Here is a 24,818-nt window from a genome sequence, read left to right on the forward strand (position 1 = left end):
TCGTGCTCCCCTGCACAGCTGGAATGAAACGGTGGTACGGAATTTCCCCTGACGGCAGTATAGCCCTGCCCCCTTGCCCCATTTCCAGCACTTTTGTCAGGAACTGAGACGTGCGCGCGCGCGCCCTGAAGGACATTACGCTCCAGCTTCAAAACGCGGCCGCCGCCGCCGGCAGGCCAGGCCCGCGCCTGCTCGCAGTCAGCAAGACCCAGGATGCGACCGCCGTCGCGGAACTGGCCGATGCCGGCCAGCGCGCCTTCGGCGAGAACTACGTCCAGGAGGCGGCCGGCAAGGCCGCCGAACTCGCCGGTCGGGGGCTGGAATGGCACCTCATCGGTCACCTGCAGTCGAACAAGGCCCCGGTCGCCGCGACCCTGTTCGACTGGGTCCAGACGGTCGACCGCCCCAAGCTCGTGGAGGCGCTGGCGCGCCACCGCCCCGCCGATCGCCCGCCGCTGAACGTGCTGATCCAGGTGAACATCGACGACGAGGCCAGCAAGCACGGCTGCCAGCCCGACGACGTCCCTGCCCTCGCGCGGGCCATCGCCGCCGAGCCGCGGCTGTGCCTGCGCGGGCTGATGGCGATCCCGACCCCGCATCCGGATCCGGGACGGCGCCGCGGCGCCTTTCGCCGAACGCACGCGCTGTTCGATGCGCTGCGCGCCGGGTATCCGACCGTCGACACGCTGTCGATGGGCATGAGCGACGACTACGCCATCGCGATCGCCGAAGGGGCGACGATGGTGCGCATCGGCACCGCGCTGTTCGGCGCGCGGCCGCCCAAGGGCACGTAGCCCGGCGGCCGCCGGTCGCGTTGGTATCCTGCCGGCATGAACGATTCCGCTCCCCGCACACCGACCGTCGCCTTCATCGGCGGCGGCAACATGGCCCGCAGCCTGATCGGCGGCCTCGTCGCACGCGGCCGCTCGGCCGGCGCCATCCGCGTCGCCGAGCCCGTCGCCGCCCTGCGCGATGCCCTGCAGGCCGACTTCGGCGTGACCTGCGCCGAGCACGCCACGTCCGCGGCCGAGGGCGCGGACGTCTGGGTGCTCGCGGTGAAGCCGCAGGTCATGCGCGAGGTCTGCGCGGTCCTGGCTCCGCTGGCGCAGGCGCATCGCCCGGTGGTGGTGTCGATCGCCGCCGGCATCACCACCGCGCAACTCGAGCGCTGGCTCGGCGGCGACCTCCCCGTCGTGCGCGCGATGCCGAACACGCCCGCGCTGATAGGGGCCGGCATCACCGGCCTGTTCGCCAACGCGCGCACGAACGATGCGCAACGCGCGGACGCGGATGCGCTGCTCGATGCCGTCGGCCCGACGGTCTGGATCGACGACGAAGCGACGATGGATGCGGTGACCGCCGTATCCGGCAGCGGCCCGGCTTACGTGTTCCTGCTCGCCGAGGCGATGCAAGCCGCGGGCATCGCACAGGGCCTGCCCGCCGACGCGGCGCGGGCGCTGGTCCGGCAGACGCTGCTCGGCGCCGCGACGATGCTGGTGAAGCAGGACGAACCCGCCGACGTGCTGCGCACGCGGGTGACGTCCCCCGGCGGCACCACGCAGGCCGCGATCGAAACCTTCGAGGCGGGCGGCTTCCGCGAACTGGTCGACCGCGCCATCGCGGCGGCGACCGAACGCGGCCGCCAGTTGTCCGCCGCCAACGACTGACCGGAGCGAACCATGCACGTTCCCAGCCCCCGCCACGTCCTCGTCGTGTCCCTGCTATCCGTCGCGCTGACCGCCTGTGGCGGAAGCGCGCCGCCTGCGCCGCCGTCGGCGCCCGCGAGCGCATCTGCGTCGCAGGAAGCCGTCAGCCGCATCGGCGATGTCACGATCCGCGCGTCCGCGATTCCCACCTCGACCTTGAGCGAACCGGTCGCGCGCCAGTACGGCATCGCGCGCAACGACGACACGGTGATGCTGCTCATCGGCGTGCGGCAGGGCGAAGGCGCGCAGGAAACCGCGCTTCCGGCGCGGATCGTCGCCACCGCGAGCGACCTGCGCGGCCGCAAGCACGTCATCGACATGCGCGAGTTGCGCAGCGGCGATCCCGGATCGCCGCAGGCGCTGCTCGATTACGTCGGCACCGTCGAGGTGTCCCCGCCGGACACGCTGCGCTTCGACGTGCAGATCGTCCGCGAGAACGGCGCGACGTCGCAGATGCAGTTCTCGCGGGATTTCTATCCGCGGTGATTCGGGATTCGGGATCCGCTGAGCATCTCCGAAGCCGTCATCCCGGCGAAAGCCGGGACCCAGGCCCACAGCGCCCGGGGCACTCCCTCACCGGTCAACCACCTTCGCGTCATTCCAGCGAAAGCTGGAACGCAGGCCATCAGGCCTTCAGATGCGCGGAACCGACGACGTGACAGCCTGGATCCCGGCCTTCGCCGGGATGACGACAGCCGTCGACGTCCCGGTCTGACCAGTCGACTACCCGCCCCGCTCCGCCCAGCGCCGAATCACCCTCGCGATCTCGCCAACGCCATCGGTCAGCGATGCCGGTCCCGGCTGCAGGATGATCGGCGACTTGATCTCGTGCAGTTCGCCGTCGCGCACCGCGGGGATCGCGTCCCAGCCCGGGCGTGCGGCTACTTTCTCGGGGCGGAACTTCTTGCCGCACCATGACCCGAGGATGATGTCCGGCGCGCGTCGCACGACCTCCGACGGATCCTCGAGGATGCGTTGTTTCGCCAGCGATTCGGCCGCGCGTTCGGGAAAAACATCGTCGCCACCGGCGATGCGTACCAGCTCGGCGACCCACTGGATGCCGCTGATCAGCGGCTCGTCCCATTCCTCGAAATACACCTTCGGCCGCCGCGGGAGTTTCGCGGCCTGCGCGGCGATGTCGTCCAGACCGCGCTGCAGTTCGTCGGCGTACGCGTTGGCGCGATCGGCCACGCCGACGAGCGCGCCGAGCCGACGCACGTAATCGATGATGCCGTCCACGCTGCGATGGTTGCTGATCCACACCTCCACGCCGTGGCGGATCAGCTCGCCGGCGATTTCCGCCTGGATGTCGGAAAAGCCGATCACGAAGTCGGGCCGCAGCTTCAGGATCTCGCCGATCTTCGCGCTGGTGAACGCGCTGACTTTCGGCTTCTCCTTGCGCGCGATCGCCGGGCGCACGGTGAACCCGCTGATGCCGACGATGCGATCCTGCTCGCCAAGCGCGTACAGCGTTTCGGTCGGTTCCTCGGTGAGGCAGACGATGCGGCGCGGCCCGTGCGTCATCGCGCCGCTCCCGCAAGCGCCTTGCGGAAATACACCACGCGCTCGGTTTCCTCGAAGCCGTACGCAGCGTGCGCGGCGTGGCTGGCGGTGTTGTCGATCAATGCATCGGACGCGAGCTCCTGGCATCCGCGCTCGCGCGTCCACCGTTCGACCGCATCGACCAGCGCGCGGCCGACACCGCTGCGACGAGCCGGCGGAACCACGTACAGGCCTTCGAGGAAGCCGACCGGCGAGCTTTCCGTACCGTTGACGTAGTCGTGGCGGAGGGTCGCTTCGGCAAACCCGATCGCCCGGCCATCCGCATCGAACGCGAGCAACACGAGCTGATCGTCTTCTTCCAGCTGCGCGAGCAAGGCATCGACGGTGTCTTCGGCATCGGGCCACAGCGACAGCCGCATCGCCATCCACGACGCCAGATCCCGCGTGTCGGCGCGACGCACGCCGTGGAGGCTCATGCGCCCTGTCCTGCGGCGACGCGCTTCAAGCCCGCCGATCTCATGGGAAGAGCATCCGGCGATGCCAGTCGCCGGCGACGTCGCGCTCGTAGGCCTGGCGCTCGTGCAGGCGGAAATTCGCGCCGTACCAGAACTCGATCGTGTCCGGCTTCACGCGCAACCCGGTCCAGCGCGGCGGACGCGGCACGTCGCGGCCTTCGAATTCGCGTTCTGCCTGCGCGAGTCGCTCCTCGAACTGCTCGCGCGCTTCCAGTGTTTCGGACTGCTTCGACGCCCATGCGCCGAGCTGGCTCCCGCGCGGACGCGATGCGAAGTACGCGTCGGCTTCCTCGTCGCTGACGATTTCCACCGGCCCTTCGATGCGCACCTGCACGCCGTCGCGCACGCGCGGCCAGTGGAACAGCAGCGCGGCGTGCGGATTGGCCTGCAGTTCGCGGCCCTTGCGCCCGTCCAGGTGCGTGTAGAACACGAACCCGCGCGCGTCGTGCGCCTTGAGCAGCACCGTGCGCGCCGACGGTCGCGCGTCGAGGCTGGCGGTGGCGACGGTCATCGCGGTGCGGTCGGGCTCGCCGGCACGTTGCGCTTCGTCGAACAGCGCATCGAACGTGGCGAGGGCTTCGTTGAGCAGGTCGGGCGTGTCCATTGCGCTATTGTGGGCCGATGCCGCCCCGTGTGCACCCCGCCGCCGGATTCGACGCTGCGCTGGTGGCGGACCTCCTCGCCGATGCGCTGGCGCCGGGCGTGAACGTGTACGGCATCTGCGGCCTGCAGGGCTCGGGAAAATCCACGCTGGCCGCGCAGCTCGCCGCGATGGCGCGTTCACGCGGGCTGCGCGTCGCGGTGCTTTCGGTGGACGACCTGTACTTCGGGCGTGGCGAACGCCGGCGCCTGGCGCGACGCGTGCATCCGCTGCTCGCCACGCGTGGGCCGCCGGGCACGCACGATGTGACATTGGGCTGCGCCACGCTCGACGCGCTGCGCGCGGGCACGCCCGTCGCACTGCCGCGCTTCGACAAGCTCGCCGACACGCGCCTGCCGCCATCGCGCTGGCGACGCGTCGAGGCGGTGGACCTGGTCCTGTTCGAAGGCTGGTTCCTGTGCACGCCGCCGCAGGACGAGGCCGCGCTGCGCGAGCCGATCAACGCCGTCGAACGCGATGAAGATGCCGACGGCACGTGGCGTCGTTACTGCAACGATGCGCTCGCACGCGACTATCCCGCGCTGTGGTCGCGCATCGACCGCCTGCTGTTCCTGCAGCCGCCGGGCTTCGAGACCGTGCCGCGATGGCGCTGGCAGCAGGAGCAGGCGATGCAGGCGCGTCGACGGGCCGCGCATGGCATGTCCGGTGCCGACATCGACCGCTTCGTCGCGCTGTTCGAACGCGTGAGCCGGCAGGCGCTGCGCACGCTGCCCGGCATCGCCGACCGGACGCTGCGGCTCGACGCGCAGCGACGCCCGGTCGGGTGACGCAGCGCTTAGAATCCTCGGGATGAACCCCGCGTCCAACCTCGTCCTCGTCGGCCCCATGGGCGCAGGCAAGACCTGCGTCGGGCGCCGCGTGGCCGAGCGCTTCGGGCTGCGGCTGGTGGATGCCGACCACGAGATCGAGCGCCTTGCCGGCACGAGCATCAACACGATTTTCGAGGTCGAAGGCGAAGCCGGTTTCCGCGCACGCGAAAGCGCCGTGCTCGCCGCGTTGCTGGCGCAGGACGGCATCGTGCTGTCCACCGGCGGCGGCGCGGTGCTCGATCCGGACAATCGCCGCCGCATGCGCGAACGCGGCTTCGTCGTGCACCTGGTGGTGAGCGTGGAGCAGCAGCTCGCGCGCCTGGCACGCGACCGCAGCCGGCCGCTGCTGGCACGCGGCGATCGCGAGCAGGTGCTGCGCGATCTCTCGACGCGCCGCGCCCCGCTGTACGCCGAAGTGGCCGACCTGGTGTTCGACACCGACGCCCACGACAGCGCCGCCGCTGCCGAACTCCTCGCCCGCGAGCTCGACGTGCGCTGGCAGCGCGCGACCGACACGCCGGCTTCATCGTCCCCGGCGGGACAATGCGAACTTCAGGATGACGAGGCTGCGGACGGCGAATCCGCGCCGCGCCCGTCGTCCCCCACTCCGGAATTCCCATGAGCACCATGCGCACGGTCAAGGTCGATGGCGAGGCGCGCTACGACATCTGCATCGGACCGAACCTGCTCGGCGATTCGGCGCTGCTCTCGCATGCGCTGCGCGGACGCCATGCGCTGATCGTCAGCGATGGCAACGTCGCGCCGCTGTACGCCGACCGCGTCGAGGCCACGCTGCGTGCCGCGCGGCCGACGCTCTCCATCGCCTGCTTCGTGATCCCACCGGGCGAACAGGAGAAGACGCTCGCGCGTTTCTGCGAGGCGCTCGACGCGCTGGCGAAGCTCTGTGCGACGCGCGACGCGACGGTGATCGCGCTCGGCGGCGGCGTGGTGGGCGACCTCGCCGGTTTCGCCGCGGCGTGCTGGATGCGCGGCATCGACGTGGTGCAGCTGCCGACGACGCTGCTGGCGATGGTGGATTCCTCCGTTGGCGGCAAGACCGCCGTCGACCTGCCGGCGGGCAAGAACCTCGTCGGCGCGTTCCATCCGCCGCGCGCGGTGATCGCCGACACCACCACGCTGCGCACGCTGCCCGAACGCGAGCTGCGCGCGGGACTGGCGGAAGTCGTGAAGTACGGCGCGATCTTCGACGCCGAATTCCTGACGTGGCTGGAACATCATGCCGACGCGCTGCTGGCCGGCGACGACGCGGCGCTGTCGGAGGCCATCGCGCGTTCGTGCCAGTACAAGGCCGAAGTCGTGTCGCGCGATCCCTACGAACACGGCGAGCGCGCGTTGCTCAATTTCGGCCACACCTTCGGCCATGCGATCGAGGCCGCGCAGGGCTACGCCGGCGCCGGCAGCGCCGCGCTGAACCACGGCGAGGCGGTGGCGGTGGGCATGGTGCTGGCGGCCCGGCTGTCGGCGGCCCTCGGTCTGGCGCACGCGTCGGATACGCATCGCCTGCAGGCGCTGCTGCAGCGGCTGGGCCTGCCGACGGTGATCCCGGCCGGCCTGGAAGCCGAGGCGCTGCTCGACCGCATGCGCCTGGACAAGAAGGCCGAGGCCCATGGCCTGCGCTTCGTGCTGTGGGAACGCGCGGGGCTGGCGAAGATCGTCTCCGGCGTGCCGGACGAGCGGGTCCTGGACGTGCTGCGCGGCCGCTGACGGCGCCTCGTACACCCGCGCTCGTTACAATCCGGCCATGCGACTGCTCCTGCAACAACGGCCCGACGGCCGCGAAGCGCCCCGCTTCGTCCAGCTCATGCTGCAGCCCGACCTGCTCGGCGGATGGACGCTGGTGCGCGAAAGCGGCCAGATCGGCGGGCGCAGCACGCTGCGGCGCGAGCAGTTCCTCGACCAGGCCAGCGCCATGGCCGCGCTGGAGTCGGCGCGCGACCAGCAGCTCAAGCGCGGCTTCCAGCTGATGTTCGTGCAGGGCGCCGACGCCCCGAAATAGCCGCCCGCCGAAACAGTCCGGTTCGCGCGGCCCCGAGCGGGCACGGCGCGAGCCGCGATAATGGCGGCCGTTCGACCCGCCGCTCCGCCGATGCCCCGCGTCGCGCGCCCCCGAAAGCAAGGATCACCGATGACCGCCACGCCCCCGAAGAACGACCGTTTCCTGCGCGCCCTGCGGCGCGAGCCCGTCGACCGCACGCCCGTGTGGCTGATGCGGCAGGCCGGCCGTTACCTGCCGGAATACCGCGCCACGCGCGCCGCGGCCGGCAGCTTCCTGGGCATGGCGAAGAATCCCGAACTGGCCTGCGAGGTGACGCTGCAACCGCTGCGCCGTTTCCCGCTCGACGCGGCGATCCTGTTCTCCGACATCCTGACCGTGCCCGACGCGATGGGCCTGGGGCTGTATTTCGTCGAAGGCGAAGGCCCGAAGTTCGAGCGCCCGGTGCGTACGCACGAGGACATCGCGAAACTCGCCGTGCCCGACATGGACCGTGAGCTGCGCTACGTCACCGACGCGGTGCGCACGATCCGTCGCGAACTCGACAACGCCGTGCCGCTGATCGGTTTTTCCGGCAGCCCGTGGACGCTGGCCTGCTACATGATCGAAGGCGGCGGCAGCGAGAACTTCTCGAAGGTGAAGGCGCTGGCGCTGAACGATCCGGCGGCGATGCACCGCCTGCTCGAGGTAGTGAGCGATGCCGTCATCGCGTACCTCGACGCGCAGCGCCAGGCCGGCGCGCAGGCGCTGCAGGTGTTCGATACGTGGGGCGGCGTGCTGTCGCCGTCGATGTATCACGAGTTTTCGCTGCGCTACCTGAAGAAGATCGCGCAGGCGCTGCCGCGCGGTGAGGAACAAACCCCGCTGATCCTGTTCGGCAAGGGCAATGGCGCTTACCTGGAAGAGTTGGCCGACAGCGGCGCCGAAGGCGTCGGCATCGACTGGACCGTCGGCCTGGGCGATGCAGCACGCCGCACCGGTGGCAAGGTCGCGCTGCAGGGCAACCTCGACCCGGTGACGCTGTACGCCCAGCCCGACGCGATCCGCCGCGAAGTCGGGCGCGCGCTCGACGATTACGCGCAGGGCAACGGCGGCTCCCGCGAAGGCCACGTCTTCAACCTGGGCCACGGCATGTCGCCCGACATGAGCCCCGACCACGTCGCCGCGCTGGTCGCGGCGGTGCATGAGTTGAGCGCGCGGTAAGGCGATCAATGCGTTGATAGCCCGTTCGTTGATCTTTTTGCGTTGATCTTTTTGCGTTGATCTTTTTGCGTTGATCGTTCTTGCGTTGATCGTTCTTGCGTTGATCGTTCGAGGCGTGACGCTGCGCCGCTAGCGCCGCTTTGAGCCCCTCTGCCACCGGGAGAGGGGTTGGGGTGAGGGGCAACGAAGGTGTGGCGCTCAACAGCGAGTGCAGTGAAAAACTGCACTGTTGCTCTGCCGGATCTCACGCCCATCAGAATGGATTCCAGCTTTCGCTGGAATGACGAAGCCGCGGTTCACGTGTGCTGGAGTGCCCGAACGCTGAGGGCCTGGATCCCGGCTTTCGCCGGGATGACGGTGCTGTTAGGGCTGACATGGCTCGCCCGACGCGGAGTGCCCCAAGGCTGAGGGCCTGGGTCCCGGCTTCCGCGGGGATGACGGTGCTGCTAGGGCTGACATGGCTCGCCCGCGGCGGAGTGCCCCAACGCGGAGCGCCCCACGCTGACGGCCTGGGTCCCGGCCTCCGCCGGGATGACGGCGCAGAAGAGGCCGTCGGCGCTGGTGAGGAACCCCTACGCCATCTCCACCCGCGGAACGCCCTGCAGCAGCGCGGCCAGCATCGCGCCGGTCACCGGCTTGCGCAGGAAGCCCTGGAAACCCGAGGCCATTGCCTGCGGTTCTGCGTCGGCGTCGGCGCGGGCGGTGATCGCCAGCAGCGGCCGGTCGAAGCCCTGCATCCGCAGGTGCGACGCCAGCGCGAGGCCGTCCATGCCGGGCAGGTCCAGGTCGAGCAGCGCCGCGTCGAAGGTTCCGGTCGCCGATTCGGCGAGCGCAGCCAGCGCATGCGAGACATGCGTGACGCGATGGCCCTGCGCGCGCAGCAGGCCGCAGATCACCTCGGCCACCGTCGGATCGTCTTCCACCAGCAGCAGCGTCAGCGGGCCGCCGCGCGAGTCGAGCAGCGCCTGCGCGTCGTCGTGGGTTCCGGGCACGACCGCGTGCGGCAACGGCAGCACGACGATGAAGCGCGCGCCTTCGCCGGGCGCACTCTCCAGCTCGATCGAGCCGCCCATTTCCGCCGAGAGTTCCTGGCAGATCGCCAGGCCCAGCCCGCTGCCGCCGTAGCGCGCGGCCGTGCGCGCGCCTTCGGCCTGTTCGAAGCGGCGGAACAGGCGCGCCTGCTGTTCGCGACTCAGGCCGGGGCCCGTGTCGATCACTTCGAATCGCACGCCGCGCGGCGACAGCGCGCCCACGCGCAGTTCGACGCCGCCGCGTTCGGTGAACTTGATCGCGTTGGCGAGCAGGTTCAGCAGGATCTGGCACACGCGGCTCGCGTCGCCGCGCATGCCGGCCGGCGCGTCGTCGTCCACGATGACGCGGAACGCCAGGCCCTTCTGCTTGGCCAGCGGCGCCATCAGCGTCGTCGCCTCGTCTACGACGTCGCGAAGATCGAACGGCTCGTCGGCCAGTTCCAGGCGGCCGGATTCGATGCGCGCCAGGTCGAGCGCGTCGTTCACCAGCCGCAGCAGGTGGCGGCCGGCGCGACGGATCGACTCGACGTGGCTGCGTTGCTGCCCGTCCAGCGGCGTGTCGAGCAGCAGCTCGCTCATGCCCAGCACGCCCGTCATCGGCGTGCGCACTTCATGGCCGAGCGTGGCGAGGAAGCGCGTCTTGGCGAGCGAGGCCTGTTCGGCGAACTCGCGTTCGCGCTCGGACAACTGCCACGCGTGGCGTCGCTTGAGGCGGCGACGGTAGGCGTCGGCGCTCCACCAGCCCACCGCGACGACGATGCCGGCGAAAGCGGTCATCGCGATCCACGTCTGCCACCACGGCGGTTGCACGCTGACGGACAGCGTCTGCGGCGGCGACCAGATGTTGTCGGCCGCGCGCGCGACGATCTGCAGCGTGTAGTCGCCGGGATCGAGCTGCGAATAGACGCGTTCGCCCGTCGAGTCGACGTCGACCCAGTCGGCGTCGTAACCGCGCAGGCGGAAGCGGAACGCGTGGTTGCGCGCATCGTTGAACGACAGCAGTCGCGCGACCACGCGCAGGTCGCGGTCGCCAGGCTTGAGCACGATCGGCTTGGAGGCATCCAGCGGCGTGCGCAGGTCGGCGCGGCTCACGTCGACGCTCTGCACCAGCAGGCGCGGCGGCTCCACCGAGGGATGCACGTCGGCCGGCGCGAACATCACCAGCCCATCGGGCGAACCGACCAGGATGCGGTCGCGATCGCGCGTCATCACCGGCCGGCTCGGGAATTCCTGGTTGGACAGGCCATCGCGCACGCCGTACACGCGCACGACGCGGCGCTTGGGCTCCACGCGCAGCAGACCGCGCACGGTGGTGGCCCAGACCACGCCGTCGGGATCCACCGCGAGTCCGTTGAGCGCGACCTCAGGCATGCCCGCGAGGCGATCCAGGCGTTCCACGCGCGTGAGCTTGTCGCCGTCCCAGCGATAGGCTTCCAGCACGCCCAGGCGTGCGATCCACATGCGGTCGCGACCTTCCTGCGCGAAGCTGAGGATCGTGCCCGACGGCGCGCCCGGCACCGGGACGAAGCGCCGCGCGGTGTAATCCCATTGCGACAGGCCGTCCGACCACGCCAGCCACAGCGCGCCGTTCGGGCCCACGCCGATCTGCTGGATCGTGCCGCCTTCCGGCGGACCGCGCAGGTCGCCGGGAACGATCGATTCGATGCGCACGCCCTCGGCCGTTCGTGCCTGCACCTCGCCGCCCTGCCCCGCCGTCCAGACCAGCCCGTCTGGCGTCTGCGCGAGATAACTGCTGCCGCTCGGGACCGGGTCGCGTTCGTCGTGCGCCGTCCAGCGGCGCGCGTGTCCCGTCCGCGGATCCAGTCGCACCAGGCCGTCGTGGTAGCTCATCCACACATAGCCGGCGCGGCCTTCGAGCACGGAGTAGACGATGTAGCCCTCGCTGAAATCGCGCGCGACGTGCGTCACCGCGCCGGTGCGCGGATCGAAGCGGTCCAGCATGCCGCCGGTGCCGACCAGCCACATGCTGCCGTCGCTGCTGGGCGCGATGCCGTGGACGGCGGCATTGCCCAGCGACGTTGGGTCGTCCACCTGCCGCGAATACAGCGCGAACTGGCGCCAGTTCGCCGGCAGGTACCACAGGCCGTTGCCGGCGCTGCCGAACCACACGCCGCCTTCGCGATCTTCCAGCGACGAGGTCCACGACGGACGCACGATGCCCTGCGAGGACGCGCTGAACAGCGGCACGTTCTGCAGCCGGCCGTTCTGCTCGATCCCCATGCCTTGCGGCGTGTCGAACCAGTACTGCCCGGCGCGGTCGCGCACGAGGATGTCGAGCACCGTCGCGCCTTCGCCCAACGCGCGGAAAGGCGTCGCGTCGAAGCGACCGTCGCGCCCGCGCGTGCCGACGCCGCGCGGCGTGCCGAACCACAGCGTGCCGTCGGGCTGCACGCCGATGGAATTGATCACCGGCGAGCCGAAGGTCGACGGCGGCACGCGATCGAAGTCGCGACCGTTCCAGCGCGCGGCGCCATCGCGCGTGGCGATCCACAGGTCGCCATCGGGCGTGGTGCGCAGCTGGCTCACTTCCAGGCTCGGCAGGCTGCGCGCGTCGTCGGGCCGGGGCACGAAACGCTGCACGCGACCGTCGGGATCCAGGCGATGCAGGCCCGCCGACGCGGTGCCGAACCAGATCGCGCCATCGGGCGTGGACGTCACCGACCACACGTTGTCGCTGCCGATGCCGGGCGTGTTGTGCGAGTCGTAATGGCGGAACGTGCGACGGTCGGTGTCGAGCATCGCCAGGCCCGCCTGGCTGGTGCCGACCCAGATGCGGTTCTGCGCGTCGACGTGCACCGACCAGAGATAGTTGTCGAGCAGGCCGTCGCCGGCGCGCCAGATCCGGAAGGTGATGCCGTCGTAGCGCGCCAGGCCGTCGCTGGTGGCGATCCACAGGTAGCCGCTCTGGTCCTCGGCGATGCCGTTGATGCTGTTGGACGGCAGGCCGTCGGCGACCGTGAGCTGCCGCGGGCGCGGGATCGCGGGACTGGCCCACGCGACCGACCAGGCGGCATGGCACACGGCGCACAACAGCAGCGCCCACAGCAAACGGATCATCGAATTCCCCTGTCTCTACAGGTGCACGTCTTACGTGGGTCGGGCGGGATCGGCAAGGGGAATGGGCCTTTTCCGGCGGTCCCGGGCCGCCTTCGCGGCTGCAACGGTTCGTTACGCCACTCGCCCGCCCTGTTCACCCGGCTGCGCCTAGAATCCCGGCATCGTCCACGCCGGAGAGCCCGATGCCCGACCGCCCCGCTCCGGCGCGGAAGCCTCCCGCCCTCCGACCGCCGTATCGCGCCGCGTGGCTCGCCCTCGCCGCGCTGTGCGTGGTGCCGGCCGCCCAGGCGTTCGAGCCCGAGACCTACGCGATCGACCCGGTCCACACGCGGGTGCTGTTCGCGATCGACCACGCCGGGTTTTCGAAGGCGATGGGCACCGTTTCGGGCAGCACCGGCACGCTGGTGTTCGATCGCGACGACTGGGCCAGCGCGCGTCTGGACGTACGCGTGCCGCTGGAGCGCCTGGACCTCGGCGACGCGAAATGGAACGACGCGGTGCGCGCCACCAACCTGCTCGATACGAAGCGCCATCCTGACGCGCATTTCGTCTCGACGAAGATCGAAGCGACCGACGCCGACCATGCGAAGGTCTGCGGCGACCTCACCCTTCGCGGCGTCACGAAGCCGCTGTGCATGGATGTGACCTTCAACGCACTCAAGCGCCATCCGCTGCCGCCGTTCCGCCGTACCGCGGGGTTTTCCGCGACCGCAACGCTCAACCGCAGCGCGTTCGGCATGAGCGCGTGGCCCACGGTCATCGGCGATCAGGTCGAACTTCGCATCGAGGCCGAAGCCGAACGCGCGCGCAACGGAACCGATGCGCAGCAGGCGCCGGACTCGACGGAACCTTCCGGGTCGCCGGAAACGCCCGTCGAATCGCACCCCGAAACCCCGCCCGAAACCCAACCCGAGCCCACGCCATGATGTTGAGAAATTCCGCCGACCGTTGGGGTCCCGTCAGCCAGCTGCTGCATTGGCTGATCGTGCTGCTGATCCTCGGGCTCGGCGTGGTCGGCCTGGTCATGGTCGAACTGCCCAAGTCGCCGCGCTGGTTCTGGGTCTACGACCTGCACAAGTCATTCGGCCTGACCGTGCTCGCGCTCGTCGTCATGCGACTGCTGTGGCGCTGGTTCGCCGGCGCGCCGAAACCGGTGGCCGGCACGCCGCGCGTGCAGGAACGCGTGGCGACGGTCACGCACGTGCTGTTGTACGTGCTGACCTTCGCCGTGCCGTTGTCGGGCTGGATCTACGACTCGCTGAGCGGCCTGCGTCCGCTGCGCTGGTTCGGCCAGTTCAAGGTGCCCAAGCTCGCCGATCCGAGCCAGGCGCTGGCGCCGGTCATGCGCGACACGCACGAATGGCTGTTCTGGGCGCTGATCGCACTGGTCGCGGTGCACGCGGCGGCGGCGTTCTACCACCACCTGTTCCAGCACGACGACACGCTCGCGCGCATGCTGCCGCGTCGTCGTCGCGCGGCCTCCCCCGATCCGTCCCCCGTTCCGGAGATCCATTGATGTCTACCAAGCCCGTCCTGCTGGCGCCCGCCCTGCTGGCGACCGCGCTGGCCGCGTTCGCCCTTCCCGCCTTCGCCGCCGATTACGTGCAGGCCGCAGGCTCGTCGCTGACCTTCGCGAGCAAGTACGAAGGCGAAGTGTTCACCGGCAAGATCCCGGGCTTCGCGACGAAGCTGAGCTTCGATCCGGCGAAGCTGGCGACCTCCAAACTCGACGTGGCCATTCCGCTCGCCGGCGCCAGCACCGCCAACAGCGATCGCGACGACACGCTTCGCGGCGCGGATTTCTTCTCGATCGCCAAGTTCCCGCAGGCGCGCTACACCGCGACGAAGTTCCGCAGCCTCGGCGGCAACCAGTACGCCGCCGACGGCACGCTGACCCTGCGCGGCGTCGCCAAGCCGGTGACGCTGACCTTCACCTGGACCCCCGGCGCGCAGCCGGTGCTGAGTGGCAAGGCGACGGTGAAGCGACTGGACTTCGGCGTCGGCGGCGGCGACTGGGCCGACACCGCTCTGATCCCGAACGAAGTCGCGGTGAGCACGAAGGTGGTATTCGCGCCGGCGAAGTAATTCGCCTGTTGCGGTATCGGGATAGGCATTCGCGAAGGACGTAGCTGCGCCGGTTATCCGGGTGCGCTTCGCTTGCCCGGTCCACAGAGCTGCCCTCACCCCAACCCCTCTCCCGCACGCGGGAGAGGGGCTACGGAGCACGCGCCGTAATTTCCAGCGAAAGCTGGAATCCACCTGCCGTTGCCGTTGGCGTTGGCGTTGGCGTTGGCGTTGGCGTTGGCGTTGCTGTTGCTGTTGCTGTTGCTGTTGCTGTTGCTGTTGAACAGCCTATTCGTCGCTAGCCCCGGAGGGCGCCGCACAGGATGTGCGGCGGTGAGCGCTGAGCCATGGATGGCGAATCGCGAACGCGCCCTTTCGCTTTCCGGTCGTGGGACTGGGTTGGACTTGTACGCACTTTCTTTGGGTTACTTTTCTTTGTGCGAGCAAAGAAAAGTGACCCGAGCGCCGCAGGCGATCGGAAGCTTGGCGGGTGATTCTTCTTTGCTTTGCCGGGCTACGGCTAAAGCATGGAAAGTCCCTGGATTCCCGCCTTCGCGGGAATGACGAGCAAGAGCAACGGCAACGGCAACGGCCACGGCCACGGCCACGGCAGCGGCAGCGGCAAGATCAAGATGGATTCCAGCTTTCGCTGGAATGACGGTGGAGTGGGCCACCGACGCGAGAGTGCCCGAACGATGCGGGCCTGGATCCCGGCCTTCGCCGGGATGACGGGTAACGTGCAACGCGTCGGTTAAGCCTGATTCAAAAAAAGTCGACTACGCGCCCGCAAGAACGACTACGCGTCCGCAAGAAACCGCGACACCGCCGCGACGTCGAACGGCCAGTCCAGTTCAATCCCGCGCGTCTCGTCGCGCAGCACCGGCACGCGCACCCCGTAGCGCGACTCCAGCGCATCGTTGTCGTCGATGAACACGCTCTCGAACTCCGGTGCGCGCGCCAGCGCGAGCACCTCCAGCGCCAGGTCGCACAAATGGCAATCGTCGCGCTGGAACAGCGTCAGCGGGGGTGCGACGGTGGGCACGTCCTGCATCGCAATGCGCCGGAGTATGGCGGGGCGGGCCCCGCGGGCCGCGTAGAATAGCGGGAATTCCGGCGCTGCCGTCGTGCGCGCCGTGCCCTCTTCCGGAGCAGTACGTGGCCGTCAGCAGTTTCGACCTCTTCAAGATCGGCATCGGGCCGAGTTCGTCCCACACCGTCGGCCCGATGCGTGCCGCCGCGCGTTTCGTGCAGCGCTGGCTGCTCGAAGGCGGCAACGGCGACGGCAGCGACCTCGCACGCACCGCACGCGTGCGCGCCGAGGTGTTCGGCTCGCTGGCCCTCACCGGTCGCGGCCACGGCACCGACAAGGCGGTGCTGATGGGACTGGAAGGCCACCTCCCCAACGAGATCGACCCGGACCTGATTCCGGCCGCGCTCGAACGCATCCGCAGCAGCAAGCGGATCCGCCTGTTCGATCGCCACGAGATCGGCTTCGACGAGAAGCACGACCTCATCATGAACAAGCGCCAGAAGCTGCCGTTCCACACCAACGGCATGCGCTTCACTGCATTCGACGCCGAAGGCAACGTGATCGCGACGCGCGATTACTACTCCGTCGGTGGCGGCTTCGTGGTGAACCAGGACGAAGCGGCCGAAGACCGCATCGTCGCCGACACCACCGAACTGCCGCATCCGTTCCGCTCCGGCGACGAACTGCTGGCGCGCAGTCGCGACAGCGGCCTGAGCATCGCGCAGCTGATGTACGCCAACGAACAGGTATGGCGCACGCCGGAGCAGATCGACGCGGGCCTGGACGAGATCTGGAACGCGATGCAGGCGTGCGTCGCGCGCGGCATCCGCGAGAAGGGCACGCTGCCGGGCGGACTGCACGTGTCGCGTCGCGCGCCGGCGCTGCACAACGAACTCGCTTCGCGCCCGGAAGCGGCGATGCGCGACCCGCTCACCACGCTGGACTGGGTGAACCTCTACGCACTGGCCGTGAACGAGGAGAACGCCGCGGGCGGGCGCGTCGTCACCGCACCGACCAACGGTGCGGCCGGCATCATCCCGGCGGTGCTGCATTACTACGATCGCTTCTGCCCCGGCGCCAACATCCAGGGCGTGCGCACGTTCCTGCTGACCGCTGCGGCGGTGGGCATCCTCTACAAGGAAAACGCGAGCATTTCCGGTGCCGAAGTCGGCTGCCAGGGCGAAGTCGGCGTCGCGTGTTCGATGGCGGCCGCGGGTTTGACCGCGGCGATCGGCGGCACGTCGAGCCAGATCGAGAACGCCGCGGAAATCGGCATGGAACACAACCTCGGCCTGACGTGCGATCCGATCGGCGGCCTGGTGCAGATCCCGTGCATCGAGCGCAATGCCATGGGCGCGGTGAAGGCCATCAACGCCAGCCGCATGGCGATGCGCGGCGACGGCAAGCACAAGGTCTCGCTCGACAAGGTCATCAAGACCATGCGCGACACCGGACGCGACATGCAGGACAAGTACAAGGAAACCTCGCGCGGCGGCCTGGCGGTGAACGTCATCGAGTGCTGACGGGGCGACCTCGTTGGGGCATTGAACGGGCCGCGCAAGCGGCCCGTTCGTTTTTCGGCGCCTTGATGATGGCTGCCTGAGCGCCGAGGTGCGCGCTTCGTTTTCCCGCGCACAAGAGCTGCCCTCACCCCAACCCCTGTCCCGCACGCGGGAGAGGGGCTACGGACGCGCCGCTCCTGCCACCAACCACCCCAGCCCGCCCAACGAACCGCCAACCTCCGCCCTAAAGTTCCCCCGACCCCGGCCGATAGGCATTGAGACCATCGGTCTGCTTCTCTGGGGAGGGGAGCGGCATGCAGGGCAGTTACGACTTCAGGACCCTTGTCCTGTCGTTCCTCATCGCGTGGTTCGCGGCGTTCGTCGCGATCCAGCTCGCCGGGCGCGTCCGCAGCGCGACGTCGCGCCGTACGCCGCTGTGGGCGTGGGCGGGCGGCATCGCGTTCGGGCTGGGCATCTGGTCGATGCACTTCACGGGGATGATGGCCTTCCGCCTGCCCCTGCCGATGATGTTCGACATTCGCCTCACCGCGCTGTCGGTGGTGCCGGCCGTGCTCGCCTCGGTGCTCGCGCTGTACGTGGCCGGCACGCGCCGGCGCAACTTCGGGCAGGTGTTGCTCGCCGCGGCGTTCATGGCGATGGGCATCTGCAGCATGCATTACATCGGCATGGCGGCGATTCCCTTCTCGCCCGCGGCGACGTATTCCACGTTCTGGGTCGCGGCGTCGGTCGTCGTCGCCTTTGCCGTGTCGCTGGTCGCGCTGCACCTGCTCACGCGGTTCTCGTGGATCGGCAACGAACCGCGCTTCGGCGTGCAGCTCGGCGCGGCCGCGCTGATGGCGCTGGGCGTGTGCGGCACGCACTACACCGGCATGGCGGCGCTGCAGATCGCGCCCGACGCGATGTGCCTGCTCGCGCCCGGCGCGATACCCGGCGAACGCCTGAACCTGGTGATCGTGGGCATCGCGCTGCTGTACCTGGCGGCGATCACCATCGGCTCGCAACGCGACCTGCACGCCAGCGAACAGCGCTTCCGTGCGCTCGTCGACGGCGCGCCCGGCGCGATGATCATCGTCGATGCCGACGGCCGCATCTCGCTGGCCAATGTCGAAGCCGAGCGCCTGCTCGGCTATTCGCGCGGCGAACTGGTGGGATGTGCGGTCGAAGTCCTGGTTCCCGCCCGTCTGCTTCCGCGCTGCCCCGCCGAACGCGCGCGTTTCCTGCAGGTGCAGCGCCGCACGCACCTGGGCGCCGGCGAGCACGAGCTGCACTGCCTGCGCCGCGACGGCGTTGAAGTGCCGGTCGAACTGGGCCTGAGCCCGATCACCGTGCAGGGCCGCAACCTGGTGGTGGCGTCGATCATCGACCTCACCGAGCGCAAGCAGGCGCAGGACCGCATCGCGCACCTGGCGTACTTCGACACGCTCACCGGCCTTCCCAACCGCAGCAAGTTCGAAGTCAGGCTCGAGCAGGCGCTGGCGCAGCGCGATCCCGACGGCTTCGGCCTGATCTTCGCCGACCTGGACGGTTTCAAGGAGATCAACGACTCGCTCGGGCACAGCGCAGGCGATCGCGTGCTGGCGCAGATCGCCCATCGCCTGCGCGAAGGCGTCGGCGAGCGCGGCGAGGTGTTCCGCTTCGGTGGCGACGAGTTCATCATCCTGCTGCCCAGCGGTTCGCCGTCGCGCGATGCGGGCATCGCGGAGGAACTGATACGCCGCGTCGCGGTGCCGCTGTGGATGGAAGGCGAACAGCTCGGCGTCACGTTAAGCCTGGGCAGCGTGCGCCATCCCGAACACGGACGCGACCACGACCAGCTGCTCAAGCGCGCCGACATCGCGATGTACCAGGCCAAGGGCGCCGGCAAGAACGTGCACCTGCGTTTCCTGCCGGACATGGAAGCCTCGGTGACGCGCCGCTTCGCGATGCTCAACGAACTGCGCAACGCGCAGGAACTCGGCCAGTTGGTGCTGCTGTACCAGCCGATCATCCAGCTGCGCGACCGGCGCGTTATCGGCGCCGAGGCGCTGGTGTACTGGGATCACCCGCGGCACGGGCGCATCACGCCATCCACGTTCATCCCGGTGGCCGAGGAACACGGCCTGATCGAACAGCTCGGCGAATGGGTGCTGGAGGAAGCGGTGCGCCAGTCGGCCGCGTGGCGCACGCGCGGGTTGATGCCGATGCGCATGGCCGTGAACGTCTCCAGCGCGCAGTTCCGCGATGCGAACCGGCTGCGCAACGCGGTCGATCGCGTGCTGCGCCGGCACGGCTATCCGGCCGACGGACTGGAGCTGGAAATCACCGAGCGCCAGATCATGACCGATCCGGCCTCAAGCATCGCAACGATGGTCGCGCTGTCCGACCTCGGCGTCGCGATGGCGCTGGACGATTTCGGCACGGGTTATTCCAGCCTGAGCCATCTGCGCGAATTTCCATTGCGCAAGCTGAAGATCGACCGCGCCTTCACCGACCAGATCGACCGCGATCCGGCCGGGCTGGCGATCGTGCGCGCGGTGGTCGAACTGGGGCGCAACCTCGGCATGCAGGTGGTGGCCGAAGGGGTCGAGCGCGAGGCGCAGGTCGCGCCGCTGCTGGCGTCCGAATGCGCCCAGGTGCAGGGCTTCCTCTTCGGCGCGCCGATGCTGGCGTCAGAGTTCGAAAGGCGACTTCTGCGGCCCATGCCAGCCTGAGGTTTTCGCATAGGCGAAACGCACGGCATGCGTACCATCGCGCGGCTGAGTCCGCTGGAGGTACGCCATGTCTGCCCGCCTGAGTCGCCGGGATTTCCTCAAGCTCGGCGTCGTCGCCGGCATCGGCGTCTACATCGCCCCGCCTGGCAGCACCGCGCTGGCGGCGCTGTTCGAAACCGAACGCCTGCGGCCGATGCCGTGGGATGCACGCACCGGGAAGATCCGCTACCGCACCGACGCCACCGCCAAGGTCACCGGCGAGAAGGTGTTCTCCTTCGACATGCGGGCACGCGACCTGCCCGGCTGGCCGGAGCAGCAATCGCACGCGATGCTGCTGCGCGTCACGCAGGCCGACCACCTCTACGCCGGCTTCGACCTGTCCGTGCTCGGCGATGCGCTGAAACCGGACCGAATCGTCACCGCCGCCGACCTGCAGCGCGACGGCGTGGCGTTCCCCGCGTTCTACGGCGAGGACATGCTGCTTCCGGAAGGAAAAACGCCCGCCTACCTCGGGCAGGCGGTTGCGCTGCTGGTCTTCCATGATTTCGCGCGCTTCCGCGCGGCGAAAAACGCACTGAAGTTCCGCGACGACACGATCCGCTGGGGCGCGCAGACGGGGCCGCTCGAGCGCCCGCCGTGGGCCGCGTTCCGTTACGTGCGCGTCGGCGGCGCGACGCCGTTCGATGACGACGCATATTCGTCGCTGAAGGACACGCCGCTGCTCCCGTCCGGCTTCGACCGCAAGCGCCCGCTGTGGCCGCAGGCGAACGCGCACGGCTCGCTCGATGCGCAGGGCGCGGCGTTCGCGGCGGACATGGCGGCCGAACTCGATGCGCCCGCCGACGGCACGCTGGTGATGGAACGCGAGTACTTCTCGCCGTCCATCGATACCGCGGCGCTGGAACCGGACAACGGCAACGCGTGGTTCGAAGCAGCCACGGCGACATTGCATTTGGTGTCGGCCACGCAGTCGCCGCAGGAAGTCGCCGAAGCCGGCGCGACGATGCTCGCTGCCAGCCGACTGGGCGTGCGCAACCTCGTGCTGCATCCCTGCTACACCGTCGGCTACGGGTCGAAGGACCACAACCCGTTCCCGTTCTACGCGCTGATGGCGGGACTCTACGGCGACGGCAAGCCGGTACGGCTGGCGAACGACCGCTACGAGCAGTTCCAGTCGAGCCTCAAGCGCCACAGCTTCCGCATGAAGTACCGCATGTCGGTCGATCGCAAGAGCGGCAAGTTGCAGGCCTTCGCCGCCGACATGGTCGGCGATGGCGGCGGTCGCATGAATTTTTCGCCGTCGGTGTGCCTGGTCGCGGCGACGGCGGCGCAGTCGATCTACTACTTCCCGCGCAGCGACCTGGCGAGCACCGTGATTTCCTCGCGCGCGCTCGATGCCGGTTCCGCGCGCGGCTACGGCACGCTGCAAAGCATGGGCGCGACGGAAATGATGATCGACGAGATCGCCGACGAACTCGGGCTCGATGCCATCGACCTGCGCCAGCGCAACGTCTTCGCCACCGGCATGAAGAACACGCAGGGCGCGATTCCCGGTGGCGCGCAGCGTGCGGACGAAGTGCTGGCCCGATGCCGCACGCATCCGCTGTGGGCGCAGCGTGCGCAGCGCAAGGCGGAGTACGAAGCAAGCCACCCCGGCAAGCGCCACGGCATCGGGTTCGGCTGCGTGCAGAAGGATTTCGGCACCGGCGCGGAAGCGGCCTTCGCGGAAGTGTCCCTGTCGAAGAACGGCCGCGTGCGCCTGCGCCACGTCGGCGTGGAGATGGGCACCGGCATGGCGACCAGCCAGGCGGCGGTGTGCATCCAGTGGCTCGGACGCCCTGCCGATGACGTGTTGACCGGCGAGAGCGCATGGACCGAGCTGCCGATGTTCGCCAACGCCGATCCATGGCTGATGTCGCAGGCCGAACAGGATCGCAACGTCGGCAATCCGCGCTGGACGCCGAACCTTGTCAGTCCCAGCAGCGCAAGCAACTCCGCGTACTTCTTCAGCCATACCACGCGCGAGGCGGCGCGACTGCTCTTCACGCAGGGACTGTGGCCGGCGGCGCTGGCGATCTGGGGACAGGGTTTCGGCGGCGGACAGCTCGCGCCGCTGGTGGTGCGTCGCGAGGACGCACGCTGGGTCGACGGCAAGCTCACCGCGCACAGCCTCGCGCCGCTGCCGTTGCAGGCGCTGGTCGACAAGGTCTACGAGATGGGCCTCGTCACAGGCGCGATCGTGCACACGTTCAACCGCTGGCAATGGGCCGAGGCGGATTTCCCGCTCGACGGCGATGACGCGCGACTGCCCCTGGACGGCGTCGCGCTGCGCTGGGGCGACGGCAGCGCGAACGGGCGCGGCACGCCGACCGCGAACGGCTATCGCATGATCGAGCGCACGCGCGCGTACTACCCGCCGGCACAGCGCAACAACGCAGGCGTCGTGTACTACAGCGCGATCGGCACCATTGCCGAAGTCGCCGTGGACACCGCCACCGGCACCGTCGAACTGCTCAACCATCACTCCGTGCTCGAATGCGGCAAGCCGATCGTGCCCGACCTCGTCTCCGGCCAGTTGCAGGGTGGCCTCGCGATGGGCATCGGCCACGTGCTGCACGAAGGCCTGCCGCTGTACGAGGACGGCCCGGGCAACGGCACGTGGAACTTCAACCGCTACACGTTGCCGCGCGCGAAGGACGTCGCCGTGTGGACGCAGACCGGCGATGTGCTGCCGCCGCTGTCGGACACCGATCCACCGAAAGGCATGGCGGAGGTGGTGATGATCGCCGTCGTGCCGGCGATCGCCAATGCCGTCGCGCACGCAACGGGGCATCGCTTCCGCGAACTGCCCATTACGCGCGAGGGCCGTCATGGCGGCGCTTCGCAACGCGCCCGCAACGAAACAGGAGCAGCCGGCATGAGCACGGTTCCGGCAAACAAGCGTCCGCTGACGCTGCAGATCAACGGGCGCTCGTACGGGCCGCTCGACGTGCCCGAAGACATGATGCTGATCGACGTGCTGCACGATTTCCTCGGCCTCACCGGCACGCGCTTCGGCTGCGGCCAGGGCGAATGCCGCGCGTGCACGGTCATCGTCGATGATGATTCGAACGACAACCGCCGCGGCCCGCGTGAAGTGCGCAGCTGCATCACCGGCGCGCACTACTTCGCCGGCAAGCGCATTCGCACCGTCGAAGGCCACGCGCGTCGCGACGAAGCCGGAAACATCGTCGAACTGTCGCGGGTGCAGCAGGCTTTCCTCGACCACTTCAGCTTCCAGTGCGGCTACTGCACGCCGGGCTTCGTCAACGCGGCGACGGTGCTGATCGAGAACCTTGCGAAGCACCCCATCGCGAAGGACGACGTCGAATCGACGGTGCTGGAAGCGCTCAATCCGCACCTGTGCCGCTGCACCGGCTACGTGCGCTATTACCAGGCGGTGAAGGATCTCGTGCTGACCACGCCGGGGCTGGTGAAGGACGGCACGAAGGAGCAGGCGCCATGACCCGCGTCGGCATGAAACGCGTGTTCGCGTGGCTGGTGCTCATCGTCATCGTCGTCGTACTCGCGAACCTGTTGCTTGGCTGGCACGCGCGTCGCGGGCCGGTGCAGCATGTCGCGGCGACGGCTGAACAACTCGCGCACGGGCGCTACCTCACCGATGCCGCCGACTGCGCGGCCTGCCACACCGCACCCGGTGGCGCACCGTTCGCCGGCGGTTACGCCATGCGGACGCCGTTCGGCACGATCCACGGCACCAACATCACGCCCGATCCCGACCACGGCATCGGCCGCTATACCGCCGACGAGTTCTTCCATGCGCTCACCCGCGGCGAAGCGCGCGACGGGCACCAGCTCTATCCGGCGATGCCGTACGCGTCGTACCGCACGATCCCGCGCGAGGACAGCGACGCGATCTACGCGTACCTGATGAACCAGCCGGCCGTGGCGCAGCCGAACGCGGAGAACGACGTGCAGTTCCCCGCAAACTTCCGCACCGCGCTGCATGGCTGGAACCTGCTCTTCGCCGCGCGCGATATCCCGGCGGCGTCAAGCGGTGCATCGGCGCGATGGCAGCGCGGGCGCTATCTGGTCGACACGCTCGGTCATTGCGGCGAATGCCACACCCCTCGCGGCGCGCTGGGCCAGATGAAGCTCGATCGACCGCTATCGGGCAACTCGGACCTCGGCCGTTTCGCCGCGCCGGACATCACGCCCGCCGGCCTCGCCGCACGCGGCTGGGATGCGGCGATGCTGCGCGACTATCTTTCCACCGGCATGAGCAAACGCGCCGTCGCGTCCAACGAAATGCTGATGGTGGTCGGGCTGTCGACGAGCCGGTTGAGCGAGGACGACCTCGCCGCGATGACGACCTACCTGCTCGGCGACACGCCGCCGGCGCCGAAGACGATCGCCATGAACGCGGCGATCGGCGAAGGGCCCGCGCAACGCAGCTACTTCAACCTCTGCGCCGGTTGCCACGGCAAGGACGGCCAGGGCGTGCCGAACGTCGCGGTGAGCCTGCGCGAGAGCAGCAGCCTGCGCGAGGCCGATCCGCACAATTTGATCGTGGCCATCCTCGACGGCCTGCCGGTGCACGACTTCCCCGGCATCGCGCGCATGCAGGACATGCCGGGCTTCGCCGACGACCTCAGCGACGCCGAGGTCGCTGCACTCGCCACGTGGCTGCGTCAGCGCCACGGAGGACAGACGGCAGCGGTAACCGAAGCTGCCGTGCGCGAGCTGCGCAACGCGCGCAGCAGGCATTGATTGCCACGCCGCACGCCGGTCGCGTGCGGCAGTGCAACATCGCGGCGATCGGCTTCAAGGCTGTCTCGTCGCGTTTAACGAATGTCCTGAGACATTCATTAAACCTGCGTGACGCGCACCCGTTTTCCGTGCGATGCGCGCGTACGTTCGTCGGCGTCGAACGGTGCGCACCGCAAAGTGCGGACGTGATCACGGATCGACCCCGGACCCGCTGACAACGT

The 24,818-nt window shown here is 69.2% G+C and carries 20 protein-coding genes and 1 pseudogene; 16 read left to right on the top strand and 5 right to left on the bottom strand.

What is annotated here, in order from left to right; translation table 11 throughout:
* The first annotated feature begins 110 nt into the window (after nucleotides 1–110).
* Genes ABIE51_RS16060 through ABIE51_RS16070 form a run of 3 tightly spaced genes read left to right on the top strand, consistent with a single transcriptional unit; the run spans nucleotide 111 to nucleotide 2,192 of the window.
* A complete protein-coding gene (locus ABIE51_RS16060) occupies nucleotides 111–794 on the top strand; it encodes a YggS family pyridoxal phosphate-dependent enzyme (RefSeq protein WP_354504509.1) in 684 nt (227 codons plus the stop codon).
* Nucleotides 795–830: 36 nt separating this feature from the next.
* Nucleotides 831–1,667 (top strand): pyrroline-5-carboxylate reductase, encoded by an 837-nt coding sequence (proC, locus tag ABIE51_RS16065; protein ID WP_192631446.1) that lies wholly within the window; start codon nucleotides 831–833, stop codon nucleotides 1,665–1,667.
* A 12-nt stretch (nucleotides 1,668–1,679) separates the two neighbouring features.
* Complete coding sequence (locus tag ABIE51_RS16070) at nucleotides 1,680–2,192, top strand: DUF4426 domain-containing protein (protein WP_192631447.1); 513 nt, start codon at nucleotides 1,680–1,682, stop codon at nucleotides 2,190–2,192.
* 237 nt (nucleotides 2,193–2,429) lie between these two features.
* On the opposite strand, the gene ABIE51_RS16075 is transcribed toward ABIE51_RS16070, so the two are convergent.
* The 3 genes from ABIE51_RS16075 to pdxH are packed head-to-tail and all read right to left on the bottom strand — an operon-like array spanning nucleotide 2,430 to nucleotide 4,328.
* The gene (locus ABIE51_RS16075) at nucleotides 2,430–3,230 is read right to left on the bottom strand and encodes a cobalamin-binding protein (RefSeq protein WP_192631448.1); all 801 of its coding nucleotides are present in this window, start codon (nucleotides 3,228–3,230) and stop codon (nucleotides 2,430–2,432) included.
* A complete protein-coding gene (aac(6'), locus tag ABIE51_RS16080) occupies nucleotides 3,227–3,685 on the bottom strand; it encodes an aminoglycoside 6'-N-acetyltransferase (protein WP_192631449.1) in 459 nt (152 codons plus the stop codon). The genes ABIE51_RS16075 and aac(6') overlap by 4 nt, the downstream gene beginning before the upstream one ends.
* Nucleotides 3,686–3,725: 40 nt before the next feature.
* Nucleotides 3,726–4,328 (bottom strand): pyridoxamine 5'-phosphate oxidase, encoded by a 603-nt coding sequence (gene pdxH, locus ABIE51_RS16085; RefSeq protein ID WP_192631450.1) that lies wholly within the window; start codon nucleotides 4,326–4,328, stop codon nucleotides 3,726–3,728.
* A gap of 17 nt (nucleotides 4,329–4,345) precedes the next feature.
* Between pdxH and ABIE51_RS16090 the strand changes: the two genes are divergently transcribed.
* The 5 genes and pseudogenes from ABIE51_RS16090 (at nucleotide 4,346) to hemE (ending at nucleotide 8,411) form a co-directional block, all read left to right on the top strand.
* Nucleotides 4,346–5,152: a kinase gene (locus ABIE51_RS16090; RefSeq protein WP_192631451.1), complete on the top strand. Its 807-nt coding sequence runs from the start codon at nucleotides 4,346–4,348 to the stop codon at nucleotides 5,150–5,152.
* Nucleotides 5,153–5,174: 22 nt separating this feature from the next.
* Nucleotides 5,175–5,699: pseudogene (locus ABIE51_RS16095) on the top strand (shikimate kinase); the annotation flags it as partial.
* A gap of 113 nt (nucleotides 5,700–5,812) precedes the next feature.
* Nucleotides 5,813–6,919: a 3-dehydroquinate synthase gene (gene aroB, locus ABIE51_RS16100; protein WP_192631453.1), complete on the top strand. Its 1,107-nt coding sequence runs from the start codon at nucleotides 5,813–5,815 to the stop codon at nucleotides 6,917–6,919.
* Nucleotides 6,920–6,956: 37 nt separating this feature from the next.
* Complete coding sequence (locus ABIE51_RS16105) at nucleotides 6,957–7,211, top strand: WGR domain-containing protein (protein ID WP_115842577.1); 255 nt, start codon at nucleotides 6,957–6,959, stop codon at nucleotides 7,209–7,211.
* A 129-nt stretch (nucleotides 7,212–7,340) separates the two neighbouring features.
* Nucleotides 7,341–8,411 (top strand): uroporphyrinogen decarboxylase, encoded by a 1,071-nt coding sequence (hemE, locus tag ABIE51_RS16110; protein ID WP_192631454.1) that lies wholly within the window; start codon nucleotides 7,341–7,343, stop codon nucleotides 8,409–8,411.
* Nucleotides 8,412–8,983: 572 nt separating this feature from the next.
* On the opposite strand, the gene ABIE51_RS16115 is transcribed toward hemE, so the two are convergent.
* The gene (locus ABIE51_RS16115) at nucleotides 8,984–12,520 is read right to left on the bottom strand and encodes a ligand-binding sensor domain-containing protein (protein ID WP_192631455.1); all 3,537 of its coding nucleotides are present in this window, start codon (nucleotides 12,518–12,520) and stop codon (nucleotides 8,984–8,986) included.
* Between the two features lie 182 nt (nucleotides 12,521–12,702).
* Here ABIE51_RS16115 and ABIE51_RS16120 point away from each other — a divergent pair, with 182 nt between their 5' ends.
* The 4 genes from ABIE51_RS16120 (at nucleotide 12,703) to ABIE51_RS16135 (ending at nucleotide 15,339) form a co-directional block, all read left to right on the top strand.
* Nucleotides 12,703–13,446 (top strand): YceI family protein, encoded by a 744-nt coding sequence (locus tag ABIE51_RS16120; RefSeq protein ID WP_192631456.1) that lies wholly within the window; start codon nucleotides 12,703–12,705, stop codon nucleotides 13,444–13,446.
* Entirely contained in the window at nucleotides 13,443–14,036 is a 594-nt protein-coding gene (locus ABIE51_RS16125) for a cytochrome b (protein WP_192631457.1), read from the top strand. Before ABIE51_RS16120 ends, ABIE51_RS16125 begins: the two co-directional genes overlap by 4 nt.
* Nucleotides 14,036–14,605, top strand: coding sequence for a YceI family protein (locus ABIE51_RS16130; protein WP_192631458.1), 570 nt, complete (start codon nucleotides 14,036–14,038; stop codon nucleotides 14,603–14,605). Before ABIE51_RS16125 ends, ABIE51_RS16130 begins: the two co-directional genes overlap by 1 nt.
* Before the next feature lie 539 nt (nucleotides 14,606–15,144).
* Entirely contained in the window at nucleotides 15,145–15,339 is a 195-nt protein-coding gene (locus tag ABIE51_RS16135) for a hypothetical protein (RefSeq protein WP_192631459.1), read from the top strand.
* Nucleotides 15,340–15,380: 41 nt separating this feature from the next.
* Here ABIE51_RS16135 and ABIE51_RS16140 read toward each other — a convergent pair whose 3' ends face one another.
* A complete protein-coding gene (locus tag ABIE51_RS16140; protein WP_192631460.1) occupies nucleotides 15,381–15,635 on the bottom strand; it encodes a glutaredoxin family protein in 255 nt (84 codons plus the stop codon).
* Nucleotides 15,636–15,739: 104 nt separating this feature from the next.
* On the opposite strand from ABIE51_RS16140, the gene ABIE51_RS16145 reads away from it, so the two are divergent.
* The 4 genes from ABIE51_RS16145 to ABIE51_RS16160 all read left to right on the top strand — a co-directional run bounded on the left by ABIE51_RS16145 (nucleotide 15,740) and on the right by ABIE51_RS16160 (nucleotide 24,597).
* Nucleotides 15,740–17,137, top strand: coding sequence for an L-serine ammonia-lyase (locus ABIE51_RS16145; protein WP_157030981.1), 1,398 nt, complete (start codon nucleotides 15,740–15,742; stop codon nucleotides 17,135–17,137).
* A gap of 293 nt (nucleotides 17,138–17,430) precedes the next feature.
* On the top strand, nucleotides 17,431–19,827 hold the full coding sequence (locus tag ABIE51_RS16150; protein WP_192631461.1) for a bifunctional diguanylate cyclase/phosphodiesterase: 2,397 nt from the start codon (nucleotides 17,431–17,433) through the stop codon (nucleotides 19,825–19,827).
* 67 nt (nucleotides 19,828–19,894) lie between these two features.
* On the top strand, nucleotides 19,895–23,332 hold the full coding sequence (locus ABIE51_RS16155) for a molybdopterin cofactor-binding domain-containing protein (RefSeq protein ID WP_354504517.1): 3,438 nt from the start codon (nucleotides 19,895–19,897) through the stop codon (nucleotides 23,330–23,332).
* The gene (locus tag ABIE51_RS16160) at nucleotides 23,329–24,597 is read left to right on the top strand and encodes a c-type cytochrome (protein WP_354504519.1); all 1,269 of its coding nucleotides are present in this window, start codon (nucleotides 23,329–23,331) and stop codon (nucleotides 24,595–24,597) included. Before ABIE51_RS16155 ends, ABIE51_RS16160 begins: the two co-directional genes overlap by 4 nt.
* Nucleotides 24,598–24,818 lie beyond the last annotated feature (221 nt).

It is taken from the genome of Lysobacter sp. OAE881 (assembly GCF_040546665.1).
Lineage (GTDB): Bacteria > Pseudomonadota > Gammaproteobacteria > Xanthomonadales > Xanthomonadaceae > Lysobacter_J > Lysobacter_J soli.

Bases quoted from the DNA above. Each gene is read 5' to 3' on its own strand.
- proC (WP_192631446.1), top strand. From the start codon at position 831: ATGAACGATTCCGCTCCCCGCACACCGACCGTCGCCTTCATCGGCGGC.
- ABIE51_RS16070 (WP_192631447.1), top strand. From the start codon at position 1,680: ATGCACGTTCCCAGCCCCCGCCACGTCCTCGTCGTGTCCCTGCTATCC.
- ABIE51_RS16075 (WP_192631448.1), bottom strand. From the start codon at position 3,230: ATGACGCACGGGCCGCGCCGCATCGTCTGCCTCACCGAGGAACCGACC.
- pdxH (WP_192631450.1), bottom strand. From the start codon at position 4,328: ATGGACACGCCCGACCTGCTCAACGAAGCCCTCGCCACGTTCGATGCG.
- ABIE51_RS16090 (WP_192631451.1), top strand. From the start codon at position 4,346: ATGCCGCCCCGTGTGCACCCCGCCGCCGGATTCGACGCTGCGCTGGTG.
- aroB (WP_192631453.1), top strand. From the start codon at position 5,813: ATGAGCACCATGCGCACGGTCAAGGTCGATGGCGAGGCGCGCTACGAC.
- ABIE51_RS16105 (WP_115842577.1), top strand. From the start codon at position 6,957: ATGCGACTGCTCCTGCAACAACGGCCCGACGGCCGCGAAGCGCCCCGC.
- hemE (WP_192631454.1), top strand. From the start codon at position 7,341: ATGACCGCCACGCCCCCGAAGAACGACCGTTTCCTGCGCGCCCTGCGG.
- ABIE51_RS16115 (WP_192631455.1), bottom strand. From the start codon at position 12,520: ATGATCCGTTTGCTGTGGGCGCTGCTGTTGTGCGCCGTGTGCCATGCC.
- ABIE51_RS16120 (WP_192631456.1), top strand. From the start codon at position 12,703: ATGCCCGACCGCCCCGCTCCGGCGCGGAAGCCTCCCGCCCTCCGACCG.
- ABIE51_RS16125 (WP_192631457.1), top strand. From the start codon at position 13,443: ATGATGTTGAGAAATTCCGCCGACCGTTGGGGTCCCGTCAGCCAGCTG.
- ABIE51_RS16130 (WP_192631458.1), top strand. From the start codon at position 14,036: ATGTCTACCAAGCCCGTCCTGCTGGCGCCCGCCCTGCTGGCGACCGCG.
- ABIE51_RS16135 (WP_192631459.1), top strand. From the start codon at position 15,145: ATGACGAGCAAGAGCAACGGCAACGGCAACGGCCACGGCCACGGCCAC.
- ABIE51_RS16140 (WP_192631460.1), bottom strand. From the start codon at position 15,635: ATGCAGGACGTGCCCACCGTCGCACCCCCGCTGACGCTGTTCCAGCGC.
- ABIE51_RS16150 (WP_192631461.1), top strand. From the start codon at position 17,431: ATGCAGGGCAGTTACGACTTCAGGACCCTTGTCCTGTCGTTCCTCATC.
- ABIE51_RS16155 (WP_354504517.1), top strand. From the start codon at position 19,895: ATGTCTGCCCGCCTGAGTCGCCGGGATTTCCTCAAGCTCGGCGTCGTC.
- ABIE51_RS16160 (WP_354504519.1), top strand. From the start codon at position 23,329: ATGACCCGCGTCGGCATGAAACGCGTGTTCGCGTGGCTGGTGCTCATC.